This window comes from Bacillus sp. P4_E1, from assembly GCF_056401715.1.
On sequence record NZ_JBFUIV010000026.1, the window covers coordinates 24,858 to 43,288 of the forward strand.

17 protein-coding genes and 1 other annotated feature are annotated in these 18,431 nt (G+C 39.9%); all 17 genes read right to left on the reverse strand.

Annotation, left to right across the window (positions count from 1 at the left end):
• Positions 1–267: 267 nt before the first annotated feature.
• Positions 268–1,458 (reverse strand): elongation factor Tu, encoded by a 1,191-nt coding sequence (gene tuf / locus AC1DS7_RS25785; RefSeq protein WP_002009778.1) that lies wholly within the window; start codon positions 1,456–1,458, stop codon positions 268–270.
• Between the two features lie 117 nt (positions 1,459–1,575).
• Positions 1,576–3,654, reverse strand: a complete 2,079-nt coding sequence (gene fusA, locus AC1DS7_RS25790; RefSeq protein WP_002139943.1) for an elongation factor G — start codon at positions 3,652–3,654, stop codon at positions 1,576–1,578.
• 206 nt (positions 3,655–3,860) lie between these two features.
• The gene (rpsG, locus tag AC1DS7_RS25795) at positions 3,861–4,331 is read right to left on the reverse strand and encodes a 30S ribosomal protein S7 (RefSeq protein ID WP_002139944.1); all 471 of its coding nucleotides are present in this window, start codon (positions 4,329–4,331) and stop codon (positions 3,861–3,863) included.
• A gap of 29 nt (positions 4,332–4,360) precedes the next feature.
• Positions 4,361–4,783 carry a 30S ribosomal protein S12 gene (gene rpsL / locus AC1DS7_RS25800; RefSeq protein WP_001142341.1) on the reverse strand — a complete coding sequence of 141 codons (423 nt, stop codon included), beginning with the start codon at positions 4,781–4,783 and terminating at the stop codon, positions 4,361–4,363.
• 114 nt (positions 4,784–4,897) lie between these two features.
• A complete protein-coding gene (locus tag AC1DS7_RS25805) occupies positions 4,898–5,146 on the reverse strand; it encodes a 50S ribosomal protein L7ae-like protein (protein WP_000121833.1) in 249 nt (82 codons plus the stop codon).
• A gap of 113 nt (positions 5,147–5,259) precedes the next feature.
• Positions 5,260–8,871, reverse strand: coding sequence for a DNA-directed RNA polymerase subunit beta' (rpoC, locus tag AC1DS7_RS25810; RefSeq protein WP_002063415.1), 3,612 nt, complete (start codon positions 8,869–8,871; stop codon positions 5,260–5,262).
• A gap of 37 nt (positions 8,872–8,908) precedes the next feature.
• Complete coding sequence (gene rpoB, locus AC1DS7_RS25815; protein ID WP_002113316.1) at positions 8,909–12,442, reverse strand: DNA-directed RNA polymerase subunit beta; 3,534 nt, start codon at positions 12,440–12,442, stop codon at positions 8,909–8,911.
• Between the two features lie 291 nt (positions 12,443–12,733).
• The gene (locus tag AC1DS7_RS25820; protein WP_002124684.1) at positions 12,734–13,333 is read right to left on the reverse strand and encodes a class I SAM-dependent methyltransferase; all 600 of its coding nucleotides are present in this window, start codon (positions 13,331–13,333) and stop codon (positions 12,734–12,736) included.
• 76 nt (positions 13,334–13,409) lie between these two features.
• Positions 13,410–13,769: a 50S ribosomal protein L7/L12 gene (rplL, locus tag AC1DS7_RS25825; RefSeq protein ID WP_002009788.1), complete on the reverse strand. Its 360-nt coding sequence runs from the start codon at positions 13,767–13,769 to the stop codon at positions 13,410–13,412.
• Between the two features lie 67 nt (positions 13,770–13,836).
• Positions 13,837–14,337, reverse strand: a complete 501-nt coding sequence (gene rplJ, locus AC1DS7_RS25830; RefSeq protein WP_002009790.1) for a 50S ribosomal protein L10 — start codon at positions 14,335–14,337, stop codon at positions 13,837–13,839.
• A gap of 39 nt (positions 14,338–14,376) precedes the next feature.
• Positions 14,377–14,522 (reverse strand) — a sequence feature (ribosomal protein L10 leader region).
• 49 nt (positions 14,523–14,571) lie between these two features.
• Positions 14,572–15,264 (reverse strand): 50S ribosomal protein L1, encoded by a 693-nt coding sequence (gene rplA, locus AC1DS7_RS25835; RefSeq protein WP_002009792.1) that lies wholly within the window; start codon positions 15,262–15,264, stop codon positions 14,572–14,574.
• Between the two features lie 180 nt (positions 15,265–15,444).
• A complete protein-coding gene (rplK, locus tag AC1DS7_RS25840; protein ID WP_001085872.1) occupies positions 15,445–15,870 on the reverse strand; it encodes a 50S ribosomal protein L11 in 426 nt (141 codons plus the stop codon).
• Between the two features lie 168 nt (positions 15,871–16,038).
• Entirely contained in the window at positions 16,039–16,572 is a 534-nt protein-coding gene (gene nusG / locus AC1DS7_RS25845) for a transcription termination/antitermination protein NusG (RefSeq protein WP_002009795.1), read from the reverse strand.
• A 131-nt stretch (positions 16,573–16,703) separates the two neighbouring features.
• Entirely contained in the window at positions 16,704–16,883 is a 180-nt protein-coding gene (gene secE, locus AC1DS7_RS25850; RefSeq protein WP_002009797.1) for a preprotein translocase subunit SecE, read from the reverse strand.
• 32 nt (positions 16,884–16,915) lie between these two features.
• A complete protein-coding gene (rpmG, locus tag AC1DS7_RS25855) occupies positions 16,916–17,062 on the reverse strand; it encodes a 50S ribosomal protein L33 (protein ID WP_012260172.1) in 147 nt (48 codons plus the stop codon).
• A 128-nt stretch (positions 17,063–17,190) separates the two neighbouring features.
• The gene (locus tag AC1DS7_RS25860; protein WP_002009799.1) at positions 17,191–17,850 is read right to left on the reverse strand and encodes an RNA polymerase factor sigma-70; all 660 of its coding nucleotides are present in this window, start codon (positions 17,848–17,850) and stop codon (positions 17,191–17,193) included.
• Between the two features lie 67 nt (positions 17,851–17,917).
• Entirely contained in the window at positions 17,918–18,430 is a 513-nt protein-coding gene (locus tag AC1DS7_RS25865; protein WP_002009801.1) for an NYN domain-containing protein, read from the reverse strand.
• Position 18,431: the final 1 nt, after the last annotated feature.

Consider the following 18,431-nt stretch of genomic DNA (forward strand, 5'->3'; position numbering starts at 1 on the left):
TATTATACAATGTTATTCGTCTAGATGCAAGCATCTTTTTGTTCGCATCTGCTTTTCTCTACTTTTGCTATTATACATGGCACTTTAAAGAATATCAAGTTTTCATCTACTCTTATTCACCTTACAGTTTTTGGGTGTTGTTTTCGTTTTATATACTATAGAAGAAACTCATCCGAAGATAGAAAATGCATCTCTTTCTTCTATAGTAATAAGCAATAAAAAAACTCAAGGGAGAATCCCTTGAGTTTTTAATAATCTAATTAAAGACTACTCAGCAACGATTGTAGCAACTACACCGTAACCTACTGTACGTCCACCTTCACGAATAGAGAATTTAGTTCCCTCTTCGATAGCGATTGGAGCGATAAGTTCGATAGTCATTTCGATGTTGTCACCAGGCATTACCATTTCAGTACCTTCTGGTAATTGGATGATACCAGTTACGTCAGTTGTACGGAAGTAGAACTGTGGACGGTAGTTAGCGAAGAATGGAGTGTGACGTCCACCTTCTTCTTTAGATAATACGAAAACCTCAGCTTTGAATTTAGCGTGTGCTTTTACAGAGCCAGTTTTAGCAAGAACTTGTCCACGTTGGATGTCTTCACGAGCAACCCCACGAAGTAAAGCACCGATGTTGTCTCCAGCTTGAGCTTGGTCAAGAAGCTTACGGAACATTTCTACACCAGTTACAGTTGTAGTAGCATTCTCTTCAGCAAGACCGATGATTTCTACTACGTCACCAACTTTAACGATTCCACGCTCAACACGACCAGTTGCAACTGTACCACGACCTGTGATAGAGAATACATCCTCGATAGGCATTAAGAATGGTTTGTCAGTTTCACGTTCTGGAGTTGGGATGTAAGCATCAACTTCAGTCATTAATTCGATGATTTTTTCTTCCCACTCAGCTTCTCCTTGAAGAGCTTTAAGAGCAGAACCTTTAATTACAGGAATATCGTCACCTGGGAATCCGTATTCAGATAATAGGTCGCGAACTTCCATTTCTACTAATTCTAATAATTCTTCGTCATCTACCATGTCGCATTTGTTTAAGAATACAACGATGTAAGGAACACCTACTTGACGAGAAAGAAGGATGTGCTCACGTGTTTGAGGCATTGGACCATCAGCAGCAGATACTACTAAGATACCGCCGTCCATTTGAGCAGCACCAGTGATCATGTTTTTAACATAGTCAGCATGACCTGGGCAGTCAACGTGTGCATAGTGACGAGTTTCAGTTTCGTACTCAACGTGTGCAGTTGAGATTGTGATTCCGCGCTCTCTTTCTTCTGGAGCAGCGTCGATTTGATCGTATCCGCGTGCTTCAGCACCACCAGCTTTTGCAAGAACTGTAGTGATCGCAGCAGTTAATGTAGTTTTACCATGGTCAACGTGGCCGATTGTACCGATGTTAACATGGGGTTTAGAACGTTCGAATTTAGCTTTAGCCATTCTAAATTCCTCCTTAGTTTATATAGGTTATTTTATATTTAGACTAGAAAGTGAAACTTGCGTCTCACTTTCTAAGCTTACATAAGTAGTTATACTTGAACAATCGATAAAAATCAATTATTCACCTTTATTTTTTTTAATAATTTCTTCAGAAACAGACTTCGGTACTTCTTCATAATGATCAAATGTCATTGAGAATGTTCCGCGTCCTTGAGTGTTAGAACGTAATGCCGTTGCATAACCGAACATTTCAGAAAGTGGAACCATAGCGCGAACAACTTGTGCGTTACCGCGAGCTTCCATACCTTCTACACGTCCACGACGAGATGTTACGTCGCCCATAATGTCACCCATGTACTCTTCAGGAATTACAACTTCAACTTTCATCATTGGCTCAAGAATTACTGGGCTACATTTAGAAACCGCAGCTTTAAGCGCCATAGATGCAGCGATTTTGAACGCCATCTCAGATGAATCGACATCATGGTAAGATCCGTCAACTAACGCAGCTTTAATATCAACTAGTGGATAACCAGCTAGTACACCATTTTTAAGTGCGTCTTCAAGACCCGCTCCAACAGCTGGGATGTATTCACGTGGAACTACACCACCGACTACCTTGTTTTGGAATTCGAATCCTTTACCTTCTTCATTAGGTTCAAACTCAATCCAAACGTGACCGAATTGTCCACGACCACCAGATTGACGAGCGAACTTACCTTCAACTTTCGCAGCAGCGCGGAAAGTCTCACGGTATGCTACCTGAGGAGCACCAACGTTTGCTTCTACTTTGAATTCACGGCGCATACGGTCAACAATGATATCAAGGTGAAGTTCACCCATACCAGCGATGATTGTTTGGCCAGTTTCTTGGTCAGTGTGAGCACGGAATGTTGGATCTTCTTCAGAAAGCTTAGATAATGCTGTACCCATTTTATCTTGGTCAGCTTTAGATTTTGGTTCGATAGCTACAGAGATAACTGGTTCTGGGAATTCCATAGACTCAAGGATAACAAGGCTCTTCTCGTCACAAAGAGTATCACCAGTAGTAGTATCTTTTAAACCTACAGCAGCAGCGATATCACCAGCGTAAACTGTTGAAATCTCTTCACGGCTGTTAGCGTGCATTTGTAGGATACGACCTACACGCTCACGCTTACCTTTAGTTGAGTTTTTCACGTATGATCCAGAGTTTAACACACCAGAATATACACGGAAGAACGTTAACTTACCAACATAAGGGTCAGTCATGATTTTGAATGCTAAAGCTGCGAATGGTTCTTCATCGCTAGACTTACGCTCGATAGCTTCCTCCGTATCCGGAAGAGTACCTTTAATAGCAGGTACATCTAATGGAGATGGTAGGTAGTCGATAACTGCGTCTAACAGAATTTGAACACCTTTATTTTTGAATGCAGAACCACAGATTACTGGGAAGAATTCAACAGAAGTTGTAGCCTTACGGATACCAGCTTTAAGCTCTTCTACAGTGATTTCTTCACCTTCTAGGTACTTCATCATCATTTCTTCATCAAGCTCAGCTACCGCTTCAATAAGTTTTCCACGGTATTCTTCAGCTAATTCTTTGTGCTCTTCAGGAATTTCAACACGCTCGATGTCTGTTCCTAAATCGTTACTGTACATGTAAGCACACTCTTCAACAAGGTCAATAATACCATTGAACTCGTCTTCAGCACCGATTGGTAACTGAATTGGATGTGCGTTTGCTTGTAAACGATCGTGGATTGTTCCTACAGAGTATAAGAAATCTGCACCAATCTTATCCATTTTGTTAACGAATACGATACGAGGTACACCATAAGTAGTAGCCTGACGCCAAACAGTTTCTGTTTGTGGTTCTACACCAGATTGTGCATCAAGTACTGCTACTGCGCCATCAAGTACGCGTAAAGAACGTTCTACTTCTACTGTGAAATCTACGTGTCCTGGAGTGTCAATGATATTTACACGGTGACCTTTCCATTGTGCTGTAGTTGCAGCAGAAGTAATTGTGATACCACGTTCTTGCTCTTGCTCCATCCAGTCCATCTGAGATGCACCTTCATGAGTTTCACCGATTTTATGAATACGTCCTGTGTAATACAGAATACGCTCAGTTGCTGTTGTTTTACCAGCATCGATGTGAGCCATGATACCAATATTACGAGTGTTTTCTAAAGAGAACTCTCTAGTCATTTGGTGTCTTGCTCCTTCCATATATGGATTGGATTATTTTATTTTAAGTAGCAAAAAAGCCACTTTATATTGTTACATATGCCAGTGTCCAGTACCCTCATTATGTAAAACGAGCGCCCAACGAAAGGGAGAGGCATTCTCCCTCTCCACACTTCCATAAGCGACAAATAAAGCGGTTTATGCTTACATTTATTTTACGTTGAATCCTACCAACGGTAATGAGCAAATGCTTTGTTAGCTTCTGCCATTTTATGAGTATCTTCACGTTTCTTAACAGCTGCACCAGCGTTGTTAGATGCATCTAAGATTTCGTAAGCTAGACGCTCTTCCATAGTTTTTTCACCACGAAGACGAGAATAGTTTACTAACCAGCGAAGACCTAAAGTTGTACGGCGTTCTGGACGAACCTCAACTGGAACTTGGTAGTTAGCACCACCAACACGACGAGCGCGTACTTCAAGAACAGGCATGATGTTCTTAAGAGCTTGCTCGAATACTTCCATTGGTTCTTTATCTGAACGTTCACGAACGATCTCGAAAGCGTTATAAAGAATTGTTTGAGATTTACCTTTTTTACCGTCAACCATCATTTTGTTGATTAGGCGTGTTACAAGCTTAGAATTGTACATTGGATCTGGTAACACGTCACGTTTCGCAACAGGTCCTTTACGAGGCATATTGAGTTCCTCCTTTCATTATAAATTTATTATTTTTTAGCAGGTTTTGGTCGCTTAGTACCATATTTAGAACGTCCTTGCATACGTTTGTCAACACCAGCTGTATCAAGCGCACCACGAACGATGTGGTAACGTACCCCTGGTAAATCCTTTACTCGACCACCGCGAATTAATACTACGCTATGCTCTTGTAGGTTATGACCGATACCTGGGATGTAAGCTGTAACTTCAATACCATTTGTTAAACGTACACGAGCGTATTTACGTAACGCTGAGTTAGGTTTCTTCGGAGTCATTGTACCAACACGAGTACACACACCACGTTTTTGAGGTGCAGAGATATCAGTTGATTTTTTCTTTAAAGAATTAAAACCTTTGTTTAACGCAGGTGATTTAGACTTCCATACTTTATCAGTACGACCATTTCTCACTAATTGGTTAATAGTAGGCATTTGATTATCCTCCCTTCGCATGTTTGTATGACCACATATCCAGGTGGTTCATTATTAGTTGAAAACAAAGTTTTTGCAAGGAAGAGCAAATGCTCTCTCCTCACAAAAACAGTTTTAACTTATTATTCCTATTGCTGAAGCTCCCACTTGAATCCCCGAAACTTTTCCAAGCTTACGAACTGATTCAACTTTGGTTATGGGTATGTTATGTTGTAAGGCAGTACGAATGATAACATGGGTTAACCGCACATCAGCATCTTCCGCAATAACAACTTCTTTAACTATACCATTTTTGATTGCTTCCAATGTTCGTTTATGACCAACGACTACATTTTCAGCATTTGACACTTTTTGATAAGACATATAAATATCCTCCAAAGCATCATTCAGGAGCAACCTTGATTATAGTAACATTTTGTCTCATACAATGTCAACTAGGATTAGCTGTTTTTATACAAAATTTACGACAGAAAATTTTACTGTTCCACATAAACTTCATCGTTTTCTACATTCATGTTATCTTGTGTTGTTTTTACAAGATCCACTTTGCGATAACGATTCATACCTGTTCCAGCAGGAACAAGCTTACCGATAATAACATTCTCTTTCAATCCTAGAAGCTCATCGCGTTTACCCTTAATTGCTGCATCTGTTAGAACACGAGTTGTTTCTTGGAATGACGCCGCAGATAAGAACGAATCTGTCTCAAGTGAAGCTTTTGTAATACCAAGTAGAACCGGTCTAGCCGTTGCTGGTTGTTTACCTTTCAGTAACACCTTCGCATTCGCATCAGTAAACTGATGGATATCTAGTAATGTTCCTGGTAATACATCTGTTTCACCCGCATCACTCACACGAACTTTACGTAGCATTTGACGTACCATTACTTCTACGTGTTTGTCACCAATTTCTACCCCTTGCATACGGTATACTTTTTGAACTTCACGTAATAAGTATTCTTGAACTGCTGTAATGTCCGTTACTTTTAGTAATTCCTTCGGATCAATAGAACCTTCTGTTAACTCTTTACCGTGGCTAATTGGCTGTCCTAGAGTTACTTTCAGACGAGCACCGTAAGGAATAGCATACGTACGAGCTTCAACTTCACCCTGTACAACTACTTCTTGGCGATCTTTAACATCGTTGATCGCTGCGATAACACCGTCAATTTCACTGATAACTGCCTGACCCTTCGGATTACGAGCTTCGAAGATCTCTTGGATACGAGGTAAACCTTGTGTGATGTCATCTCCGGCAACCCCACCTGTATGGAACGTACGCATCGTTAACTGTGTACCTGGCTCACCGATAGATTGAGCTGCGATAATACCTACCGCTTCTCCTACTTCTACGTCTGTACCAGTTGCTAAGTTACGACCGTAACACTTCTTACATACACCATGGCGAGTATTACACGTAAACGCTGAACGAATGTTTACAGTTTCAACACCCGACTTTTCAACGATATGAGCAATGTCTTCAGTAATTAATTGATTTTCAGCAATTAATACTTCACCTGTTTCAGGATGTTTTACAGTTTTTCTCGCAAAACGTCCAACAAGACGATCATATAGTGACTCAATAACTTCATTACCCTCTTTAATCGCACCAATTAGTAAACCACGATCTGTTCCACAATCATCTTGACGAACAATTACATCTTGTGCAACGTCTACAAGACGACGTGTTAAGTAACCAGAATCGGCAGTTTTAAGTGCTGTATCGGCAAGACCTTTACGCGCACCATGCGTAGAGATGAAGTACTCAAGTACTGTTAAACCTTCACGGAAACTTGATTTGATCGGAAGCTCAATGATACGACCAGATGGATTGGCCATCAGACCACGCATACCAGCAAGCTGAGTAAAGTTCGATGCGTTACCACGGGCACCGGAATCACTCATCATGAAGATTGGATTGCGTTTATTCAAGGATTTCATCAGTTTTCCTTGGATAACATCTTTTGCATTACTCCAAATAGAGATAACGCGATCGTAACGTTCTTCTTCCGTGATTAAACCGCGACGGAATTGTTTAATTACATTATCTACTTTTGCTTGTGCTTCATGGAGAATTTCATTTTTTTCGCCTAATACAAGAATGTCTGATACCCCAACTGTAATACCAGCTTTTGTAGAGTATTTAAATCCTAAGTTTTTCATACGGTCAAGCATGCGAGATGTTTCCGTAATTTGGAAACGCTTGAATACTTCCGCAATAATATTACCAAGGATTTTCTTGCTAAATGGCGCCACTTCTTCGCGACTAGCAATAATTTCTTTAATGTTCGCACCTTTTTCAACGAAATATTCCGCTGGTGTTTCTTTTTCAAGGTTTGAGTTTGTTGGTTCATTAATATAAGGGAACGACTCTGGTAAGATTTCGTTAAATATTAATTTACCAACTGTTGTTAATAGAAGCTTACTCTTTTGCTCTTCAGTAAATGTTACATTATTTACCGAACTCGCAGCAACTGCAACACGTGTGTGCAGATGTACATATCCATTTTGGTATGCAAGTATTGCTTCGTTTGCATCTTTGAAGACCATACCTTCACCGATTGCACCCTCACGCTCAAGTGTTAAGTAATAGTTACCTAATACCATATCCTGAGATGGAGTAACAACTGGTTTTCCGTCTTTTGGATTCAAGATGTTTTGTGCCGCTAACATAAGAATACGAGCTTCTGCTTGTGCCTCTGATGATAACGGAACGTGAACCGCCATTTGGTCACCGTCAAAGTCCGCGTTGTATGCAGTACATACAAGTGGGTGAAGACGGATTGCACGACCTTCTACTAGTGTAGGTTCAAACGCCTGGATACCAAGACGGTGAAGTGTTGGTGCGCGGTTTAGAAGTACTGGATGCTCTTTGATCACAGATTCCAAAACGTCCCAAACTTCAGGGTGTACACGCTCGATTTTACGTTTAGCACTCTTAATGTTGTGTGCTAATCCTTTTCCAACTAACTCTTTCATAACGAAAGGTTTAAACAATTCAAGTGCCATTTCTTTCGGCAATCCACATTGGTACATCTTTAAGTTCGGTCCTACGACGATTACAGAACGGCCAGAGTAGTCAACACGTTTACCTAATAAGTTTTGACGGAAACGTCCTTGTTTACCTTTAAGCATGTGAGATAGTGATTTTAATGGACGGTTACCTGGTCCAGTAACTGGACGGCCACGGCGACCATTATCGATTAATGCGTCTACAGCTTCTTGTAACATACGTTTTTCGTTTTGAACGATGATGCTTGGTGCACCTAAGTCCAATAGACGTTTTAAACGGTTGTTACGGTTAATTACACGACGATATAAGTCGTTTAAGTCAGAAGTAGCAAAACGTCCACCATCTAACTGTACCATTGGGCGTAGTTCTGGTGGGATAACTGGAAGAACCTCTAAGATCATCCAAGATGGGTGATTTCCAGAGTTACGGAATGCTTCTAATACTTCTAGACGTTTAATAGCACGAGTACGGCGTTGTCCTTGTGCTGTTTTTAATTCTTCTTTTAAGAAGTCTACTTCTTTATCTAAATCGATGTCTTGCAGTAATTTTTTAATCGCTTCTGCACCCATAGCAGCATGGAATGTACTGCCATATCGATCACGATATGCACGGTATTCTTTTTCAGAAAGTAATTGCTTCTTATCAAGTGGTGTATCTCCACTTTCTGTTACAACATAAGAAGCGAAATAAATTACTTCTTCAAGCGCGCGAGGGGACATGTCTAAGACAAGTCCCATGCGGCTCGGGATACCTTTGAAATACCAAATATGAGATACAGGAGCAGCTAATTCGATATGACCCATACGTTCACGACGAACTTTTGCACGCGTTACTTCAACGCCACATCGATCACAAACTACACCTTTATAACGTACACGTTTATATTTCCCGCAATGACATTCCCAGTCCTTTTGTGGTCCGAAAATACGCTCACAGAACAAGCCATCTTTTTCAGGCTTTAACGTACGATAGTTAATTGTTTCTGGTTTCTTAACTTCACCGTATGACCAAGAACGAATCTTGTCAGGTGAAGCAAGTCCAATCTTCATATATTCAAAGTTATTTACATCTATCAAGGGGCCTACCTCCCTTTTAGTCTACAGGTTATCCCAATTATTCCTTAGTTGTCTCAACTTCAACATTCAATTTATCTGCTGATTGATGATCATCGTCATCTTCCGTATCACGCATTTCAATTTCTGTATCGTTGATAGACATCATTTTAACGTCCATACCTAAACTTTGCAGTTCTTTAATCAATACTTTGAATGATTCAGGAACGCCTGGTTCTGGAACATTTTCACCTTTAACAATTGCTTCATACGTCTTAACACGTCCAATAACATCATCAGACTTCACTGTTAAGATTTCTTGAAGAGTATAAGCAGCACCATAAGCTTCAAGTGCCCAAACCTCCATCTCACCGAAACGCTGTCCACCGAACTGAGCTTTACCTCCAAGAGGTTGCTGCGTTACAAGTGAGTATGGTCCAGTAGAACGAGCATGAAGTTTATCGTCAACCATGTGCGCAAGTTTGATCATATACATGACACCAACAGATACACGGTTATCGAATGGCTCACCAGTACGTCCGTCATACAGGATTGTTTTCGCGTCATTTGCCATACCAGCTTCTTCAATTGTGCCCCATACATCTTCCTCACGAGCACCATCGAATACCGGTGTTGCAATGTGAATACCAAGGTATCTTGCTGCCATACCAAGATGAAGCTCTAATACCTGACCGATATTCATACGAGATGGTACCCCTAATGGGTTTAACATGATATCGATTGGCGTACCATCTGGTAAGTAAGGCATATCTTCTTCCGGTAAAATACGGGAGATAACACCTTTGTTACCATGACGACCGGCCATTTTGTCACCTTCAGAAATTTTACGCTTTTGAACGATATATGCACGTACAAGTTGATTCACGCCTGGTGGCAATTCATCGCCATCTTCACGGTTAAACACTTTTACGTCTAAGATAATACCGCCACCACCGTGTGGTACACGTAGTGATGTATCACGTACTTCACGTGCTTTTTCACCGAAGATTGCATGTAATAGACGTTCTTCTGCCGTTAATTCTGTTACACCTTTTGGCGTTACTTTACCAACAAGTAGATCTCCATCTTTTACTTCAGCACCGACGCGAATAATACCGCGCTCGTCAAGATTACGAAGTGCATCTTCTCCAACATTCGGGATATCACGTGTAATTTCTTCTGGTCCAAGCTTCGTATCACGAGCTTCTGATTCATATTCTTCAATATGGATAGAAGTGTACACATCATCTTTTACAAGGCGCTCACTCATGATGATCGCATCCTCATAGTTATAACCGTCCCATGTCATAAAGCCAACAAGCACGTTACGTCCAAGCGCCAGTTCACCTAGTTCCATAGAAGGACCATCCGCAAGGATTTCACCTTTTACAACTTGGTCTCCAACACTTACGATTGGACGTTGGTTGTAGCAAGTTCCTTGGTTAGAACGAATGAATTTTTGCATTTTGTAGCGATCTAAGTCGCCTTTTACTGTTTGACCGTCAACGTCTACATAGCGACGTACCCAAACTTCACGTGCTTCTACGCGCTCAACAACACCAGGCTGTTTACAGATTACTGCAGCACCTGAGTCTTTTGCTGATACGTACTCCATACCTGTACCTACAATCGGAGATTCCGGATTTATTAACGGAACCGCCTGACGTTGCATGTTCGCTCCCATAAGTGCGCGGTTAGAGTCATCGTTTTCTAAGAACGGAATACAAGCTGTCGCTGCCGACACTACTTGTTTTGGAGATACATCCATGTAGTCGATGCGTTCTTTATTTGTGACAATGTTTTCACCACGGAAACGAGCTACGATATCTTCATCAAGGAATTCCCCTACTTCAGATAATTTCATATTCGCTTGGGCTACAACATAGTTATCTTCTTCATCTGCTGTTAAATAATCAACCTGCCCTGTTACAAGACCAGTTTCTGGGTCAACACGACGGTATGGCGTTTCAATGAAACCAAACTCATTTACTTTCGCAAACGAAGATAATGAGTTAATCAAACCGATGTTTGGTCCCTCTGGCGTTTCAATTGGACACATACGACCATAGTGAGAGTAGTGAACGTCACGTACTTCAAAGCCTGCGCGCTCACGCGTTAAACCACCGGGTCCTAATGCAGATAGTCTTCGTTTGTGAGTTAACTCTGCTAATGGGTTTGTTTGATCCATGAACTGAGATAACTGAGAACTTCCGAAGAACTCTTTAATAGATGCAATAACCGGGCGAATGTTAATTAACGCTTGTGGTGTAATTGCATTTGTATCTTGAATCGACATTCTCTCACGAACAACACGTTCCATACGAGAAAGACCGATACGGAATTGGTTTTGTAGTAACTCTCCTACAGAACGCAGACGACGATTTCCTAAGTGGTCAATATCATCTGTATCCCCTACTTTATATAGCAAGTTAAAGAAGTAGCTAATAGAAGCAAGAATATCACCTGGTGTGATGTGTTTTATATCACGAGTAATATTTGCATTCCCAATTACGTTTATAGATCGTTCGCCTTCTGATTCTGGAGCATAAATCTTAATAGATTGCAGCTCAACATCGCCTGCTACCACTCCACCCATTGGTTTCGCTGTTTTGAATCCAATGTTTTTCTCTAAGTAAGGTAGAATGCGATCCAGTGTACGACGATCTAAGACTGTTCCTTCTGCCGCTAAAATTTCACCAGTTTCTGGATCCACCAGTGTTTCAGCTAAACGTTGGTTAAACAATCTGTTTTTAATGTGTAGCTTTTTGTTGATCTTATAGCGACCTACATTTGCTAAATCGTAGCGCTTCGGATCAAAGAAACGAGACACAAGTAAGCTCTTTGCATTTTCTACTGTTGGTGGTTCACCAGGGCGTAGACGCTCATAAATTTCAAGCAATGCTTTCTCTGTGCTATCTGTGTTGTCTTTTTCTAACGTATTGCTTAAGTATTCGTTATCACCTAAAAGCTCGGTGATTTCTTGATCAGAGCCAAACCCTAATGCGCGTAACAAAACAGTTACAGGAAGTTTACGCGTACGGTCAATACGCACATATACAACATCCTTAGCATCTGTTTCATACTCTAACCAAGCTCCGCGGTTTGGAATTACAGTAGCAGTAAAACCACGTTTTCCGTTTTTATCCACTTTGCCACTATAGTATACGCTTGGAGAGCGAACTAACTGGGAAACGATAACACGTTCTGCACCGTTAATTACGAATGTTCCAGTCTCTGTCATGAGTGGGAAATCTCCCATGAACACATCTTGTTCTTTTACTTCACCAGTTTCCTTGTTGATTAGACGCACTTTTACACGAAGTGGTGCTGCATACGTCACATCACGCTCTTTGCATTCTTCTACAGAGTATTTAGGTTCACCCAAGCTGTAGTCGATAAATTCAAGCGATAGATTTCCCGTAAAGTCTTCGATCGGAGAAATGTCTTGGAACATTTCTCGCAAACCCTCATCAAGAAACCACTGATAAGAAGAGGTTTGAATTTCGATAAGATTTGGTAACTCTAATACTTCACTAATACGGGCATAACTTCTTCGTTGGCGGTGGCGTCCGTATTGAACTAGTTGACCTGTCAACTGCTTCACCCCTCAAATCATGAGTATTATAAATGCACAAAAAAATTTGTGCAAAATCACAAATAAATACAACTACTGCTATTAGCGTAGTTTTTTTCTCTTAAAGATAGATACGTTGAGTCTTTCTACCTGCTCAAAAAAGAAAAATGGCTTCTATAAGAAAACCATCATTCTGTTTCATAATCTGCTGATTTTACTATCTTTTCCAAGAGAAGCAAAAATATACATCTTTCTCAACGCAGAAAATCATATATTGGCATTGTATAATGTTAACATAGCCAAAAATAACCGTCAACGCTTTTTTGATTTTATGATATAATATCCTTTTTTCTTTTCTACAACTTCAACTTCAGAAAATACTTCTTCTAGTTTTTTCATCGCAGATGGCGCACCTTGTTTCTTTTGAATAACAATCCACAATTCTCCACCTGAAACTAAATACTCCACAGCCTTTTCTAAAATCTCATGCACGATATCTTTACCAGCACGAATTGGAGGATTAGATAGAATAACAGCATACTTGCCATCTACATTTTCATAGACACTACTTTGCAAAATACGTATATTTTCAATTCTGTTATTAGCGGCATTTTCTTTTGCAAGTCCCAAGGCCCTTTCATTCACATCCACCATGTGAATTTCACGATTTTGAAACTCTTTCGCTAACGACAAACCGATTGGACCGTACCCACATCCTACGTCTAACACATTACCTTTAACATCTGGCATTTGAAACGCTTCAATTAAAAGACGAGAACCAAAGTCCACTTCGTTTTTCGAGAACACCCCATGGTCAGATAAAAAAGTAAATCGAGATTCACGAAGTGTAACTTCCCATCGTTTACGATCACTTTTACTAGAAGGGTCGTTAGAAAAATAATGGTCTGCCATATGGCCACCTCTTTTCTTTACAGTTAAAAAAAAAGCTCGCATAAGAGCGAGCTTTTTTTAAAGCACCAAAAGTTAATTACTTAACTTCTACAGCAGCGCCAACTTCTTCAAGTTTAGCTTTCATTTCTTCAGCTTCCTCTTTAGTAACGCCTTCTTTGATTGCTTTTGGAGTGTTGTCAACTAATTCTTTAGCTTCTTTTAAGCCAAGACCAGTGATTTCACGTACAGCTTTGATAACTTTGATTTTTTGAGCGCCAGCACTTGCAAGTACTACGTCAAATTCAGTTTGCTCAGCAGCAGCTTCACCAGCGCCACCAGCTACAGCTACAGGAGCAGCAGCAGTTACGCCGAATTCTTCCTCGATAGCTTTTACTAAGTCGTTAAGTTCTAATACAGTCATAGATTTAACTGCTTCAATGATTTGTTCTTTAGTCATTGTAAATATCCTCCCTTAAATAGGTTTGTATTGTTTTATAGATAACAAGTAATTATCTTTTAAAAAATTAAGCGCCTTGCTCTTCCTTTTGATCTGCAACTGCTTTAGTAGCAAGTGCAAGGTTACGGATTGGAGCTTGAAGAACGCTAAGAAGCATAGAAAGTAAGCCTTCACGTGATGGAAGAGTAGCGATAGCTTTAACCTCATCAAGTGTTACAAGTTTACCTTCGATTACGCCCGCTTTAATTTCTAAAGCTTCATGATTTTTAGCGAAGTCGTTTAATACTTTCGCAGGAGCAACTACATCCTCGTTACTGAACGCGATTGCGTTTGGTCCTGTTAAGAATTCGTTTAACTCAGCCATTTCAGCAGACTCTGCAGCACGACGAGTTAAAGAGTTTTTGTAAACTTTGAACTCAACGCCAGCTTCACGTAAGTTTTTACGTAATTCTGTTGCTTCAGAAACTGTTAAACCACGGTAGTCAACAACAATTGTAGATTTACTCGCGCGAAGTTTTTCAGCGATTTCAGTTACAACTTGTTGTTTAGTTTCGATTACTTTGCTCATGTTATTACACCTCCTGTAGATTATATAGAAGATGTACCGAAAGTGCACTAAAAACCTCCATGCCCAACTTGTAGACATGGAGGCATATAGTCACAGAAAAAAGATTCCGCTTCGTATATTAACACCTAGGTAGGAAATTAAGTCGAATCGACTCCTACTGTCTACGGTACACTATTAAAATTCACAACATAAATGATTATATTAAAACTTCTTTATGAAGTCAACTTCCAATTTTTACGCAAGTGTAGAAACGTCTACGCGTACGCCAGGTCCCATTGTAGAAGCAACAGTTGCGTTCTTCATGTAAGTACCTTTTGCAGCAGCTGGCTTAGCTTTTTGTAGCGTGTCAGCAATTGTTTTGAAGTTTTCTACTAATTTAGCATCTTCGAAAGATACTTTACCGATTGGAACGTGGATGTTACCAGCTTTATCAACGCGGTATTCAACTTTACCAGCTTTGATTTCGTTAACAGCTTTAGTTACATCGAAAGTAACTGTTCCAGTTTTAGGGTTTGGCATTAAACCTTTAGGTCCTAATACACGACCAAGTTTACCAACTTCACCCATCATGTCAGGAGTTGCTACTACTACATCGAAATCAAACCAACCTTTTTGGATTTTACCGATGTAATCAGCATCGCCTACGAATTCAGCGCCAGCAGCTTCAGCTTCTTTTGCTTTTTCGCCTTTAGCGAATACTAATACACGTTGTACTTTACCAGTACCGTGTGGAAGAACAACTGCACCACGAATTTGTTGGTCAGCTTTCTTAGGGTCAACACCTAAACGGAATGCAGCTTCTACAGTTGCATCAAATTTAGCTGTGTTTGTTTTCTTTACTAATTCTACTGCTTCTGTTGCAGAGTAAGCAGATGCACGATCAACAAGCTTCGCAGCTTCAACGTACTTTTTACCTCTTTTAGCCATGTTTGTTTCCTCCTTGAATGTGGTTTTAGCGGAATAACCTCCCACGTTTACGCCTTCATTCCGGGAACCCCCGAGGATGTGCGCCCATCCATTTATTTAAAAATGATGATCATTTACGATAATAAAGGTTGCGAATTGGAATTCCAGACCCGCAACCTTTTTTACAAAAAACAAATCGAATTAGTCTTCGATAACGATGCCCATACTGCGCGCAGTACCTTCAACCATACGCATTGCAGCTTCTACGCTAGCAGCGTTTAGGTCAGGCATTTTAGTTTCAGCGATTTCGCGTACTTTATCACGCTTAACAGTTGCCACTTTATTACGGTTTGGTTCACCAGAACCAGACTCAATACCAGCTACTTTCTTAAGAAGAACAGCAGCAGGAGGAGTTTTAGTAATGAAAGTGAATGAACGGTCCTCAAATACCGTAATTTCAACAGGGATGATAAGACCAGCTTGATCAGCTGTACGAGCGTTAAACTCTTTACAGAAGCCCATGATGTTAACACCTGCTTGTCCTAATGCTGGACCAACCGGCGGAGCTGGATTAGCTTTACCTGCAGGAATCTGAAGTTTTACCATTTTAATTACCTTTTTAGCCACGAGACACACCTCCTTAAGTCCGTGATGTGGTCAATTGGGCAGTGATTTGCCCTCCCACTTCATATTTTATCATAATGATAAAATCTTTTTCAAAAAACGTCTCCGTTACCGAAGACGTACTGACTTAAAAGATATTATCACTTTTTACAATTCATTTCAAGTTTCATTTTATAATTTTTCAATTTGATGGAAATCAAGTTCAACCGGAGTCTCGCGACCGAACATGTCTACAAGCACGCTAACTTTTTTCTTTTCCACATCAATTTCTTCAATCGCACCTGTATAATCCGCGAATGGCCCCTCATTTACACGCACTGTTTCATGAAGTTCAAATTCGAAATCAACCACTTCATTGTCCATTCCCATATGCTTCATGATGGTAACAACTTCCTCTTCTAATAGAGGCGATGGTTTAGATCCTGAACCAGAAGAACCGACAAAGCCTGTTACACCTGGCGTATTACGAACAACATACCAAGAATCATCAGTCATGATTAGTTCTACTAATACGTAACCTGGGAATACTTTTCTTTTCGTTATTTTTTCTTTACCATTTTTCATTTCTACTTCTACTTCTTCCGGGACAACAACACGGAAAATTTTATCTTGCATACCCATTGATTCTACACGTTTCTCTAGGTTTGCTTTTACTTTATTTTCATATCCAGAATAAGTATGGACAACATACCAACTTTTTTCCATTCATTTAGGACGAGCGTCCTTCCCTCCCTGACGTACATTTTTTTGCGCAAATGAAAAAACCCGTTCACCGGGCTTTTACACAGTTCTTATAAATAACATTATATCATGGATAAGTGCTTCTTATTCAAGAATTAACCAAGAATTAACCGAATTAAAGAAGAAATGCCCATATCAACCACTGCGAAGAAAATCGCAAAGAACACAACTGTCGCGATAACAGTCGTTGTTGATCGGAGTAATTCATCTTTTTTAGGCCAACTTACTTTTTTCATTTCGCGACCTACATCGCCGAAAAAGTTCGTTAAACGCATCTACGGGACCTCCAGTTTATTATTTCAATTATTTATTTTGTTTCTTTGTGAACTGTATGCTTATTGCATGTTTTACAAAACTTCTTTATCTCAAGTCGCTCTACTGAGCTCGTATCTTTCATCGTAGAGTAGTTTCGATTTTTACACTCTTCACATGAGAGTACAACTTTTTTCCTCATTAGTTACACCAACCTTGTAACATTGTCCCTAAAAATGTATCATACAACAAAAGACAATGTCAATGTCATGACTTTCACTCTCTTAACAAAAAGAAAACAGGTGAATTATTTTACACCTGCGGCACTTGCTATGAATTTAAAGTTGTGCTCTCTCTCATCTCCATATATCTTTCTAATTTCCTTTTTACACGCTGCAATGCGTTATCAATAGATTTCACGTGCCTGTTTAACTGTTCTGAAATTTCTTGATAGGAACGACCATCTAAGTATAAAGAGAGCACTTTTCTTTCTAAATCGCTTAATAATTCAGATATTTTAGATTCTATGTCTGTATATTCTTCCTGACTTATAATCATCTCTTCTGGATCAGTTACTTTCGATTCCGAAATAACATCTAATAATGTTCGATCAGATTCCTCATCGTAAATTGGCTTATCTAAAGACACATACGAATTTAACGGAATATGTTTTTGCCTTGTTGCTGTTTTAATAGCGGTAATAATTTGTCGAGTGATACACAGTTCAGCAAATGCTTTGAACGAAGACAGCTTGTCCCCTTTATAATCACGAATAGCTTTAAACAATCCAATCATGCCTTCTTGAACAATATCTTCTCGATCGGCACCCACCAAGAAATAAGATCTTGATTTCGCGCGAACAAAGTTCTTATATTTGTGAATTAAATATTCTAGAGCGTCAGTATTACCTTTTCGAACTAACTCAACGATTGCCTCATCCTCTAAATCACGAAATGTAACGTCGCCTACACTTACGAAGCCTGCTTCCACCCTGATCCCTCCGACCGCTATATATTTAGCAATATTATACAGTAAAAAGATAAAGAGCGTCAATGCTTCAACGCTCTCCTCTTCTTAATTTTTCTAATTTTTCTGTAATATCTTCACTAAATATCTTTCGCATGGCGGGTTGCTTTTCTTTCGTGTCTTTTGTACACCTTCTTACTTGTTGTTCCATCGCTTGCACTTCTAACTCTAATTCACGCGCAGATTTTCGAAGTGCACCTTGCGCAAATATAATCCATTGCTCCGTATAATCCGAAGTTGCAACGTATATTTGTGTATTTATATTTCTAAGCTCAATCGCAAGTTGTTCTATCTTTTCATCTGCAGTTTGATTTTTTCTCGTGAATATTACTTCCACCCGTGATTGTTTCATCTTTTTTTCAATACCATAGACTGTATAGGCATCAAAGACAATCATTACCTTTGTGCCTGTATACCCTTGATAATCCGCCATCTTATCAATAAGTGCGTCTCTTGATGACTGTAAATCTACATCCCGCAGTTTCTTCAAGTCTCCCCAAGCCCCGATAATGTTGTAACCGTCAACGATTAAAATATCGTTCATT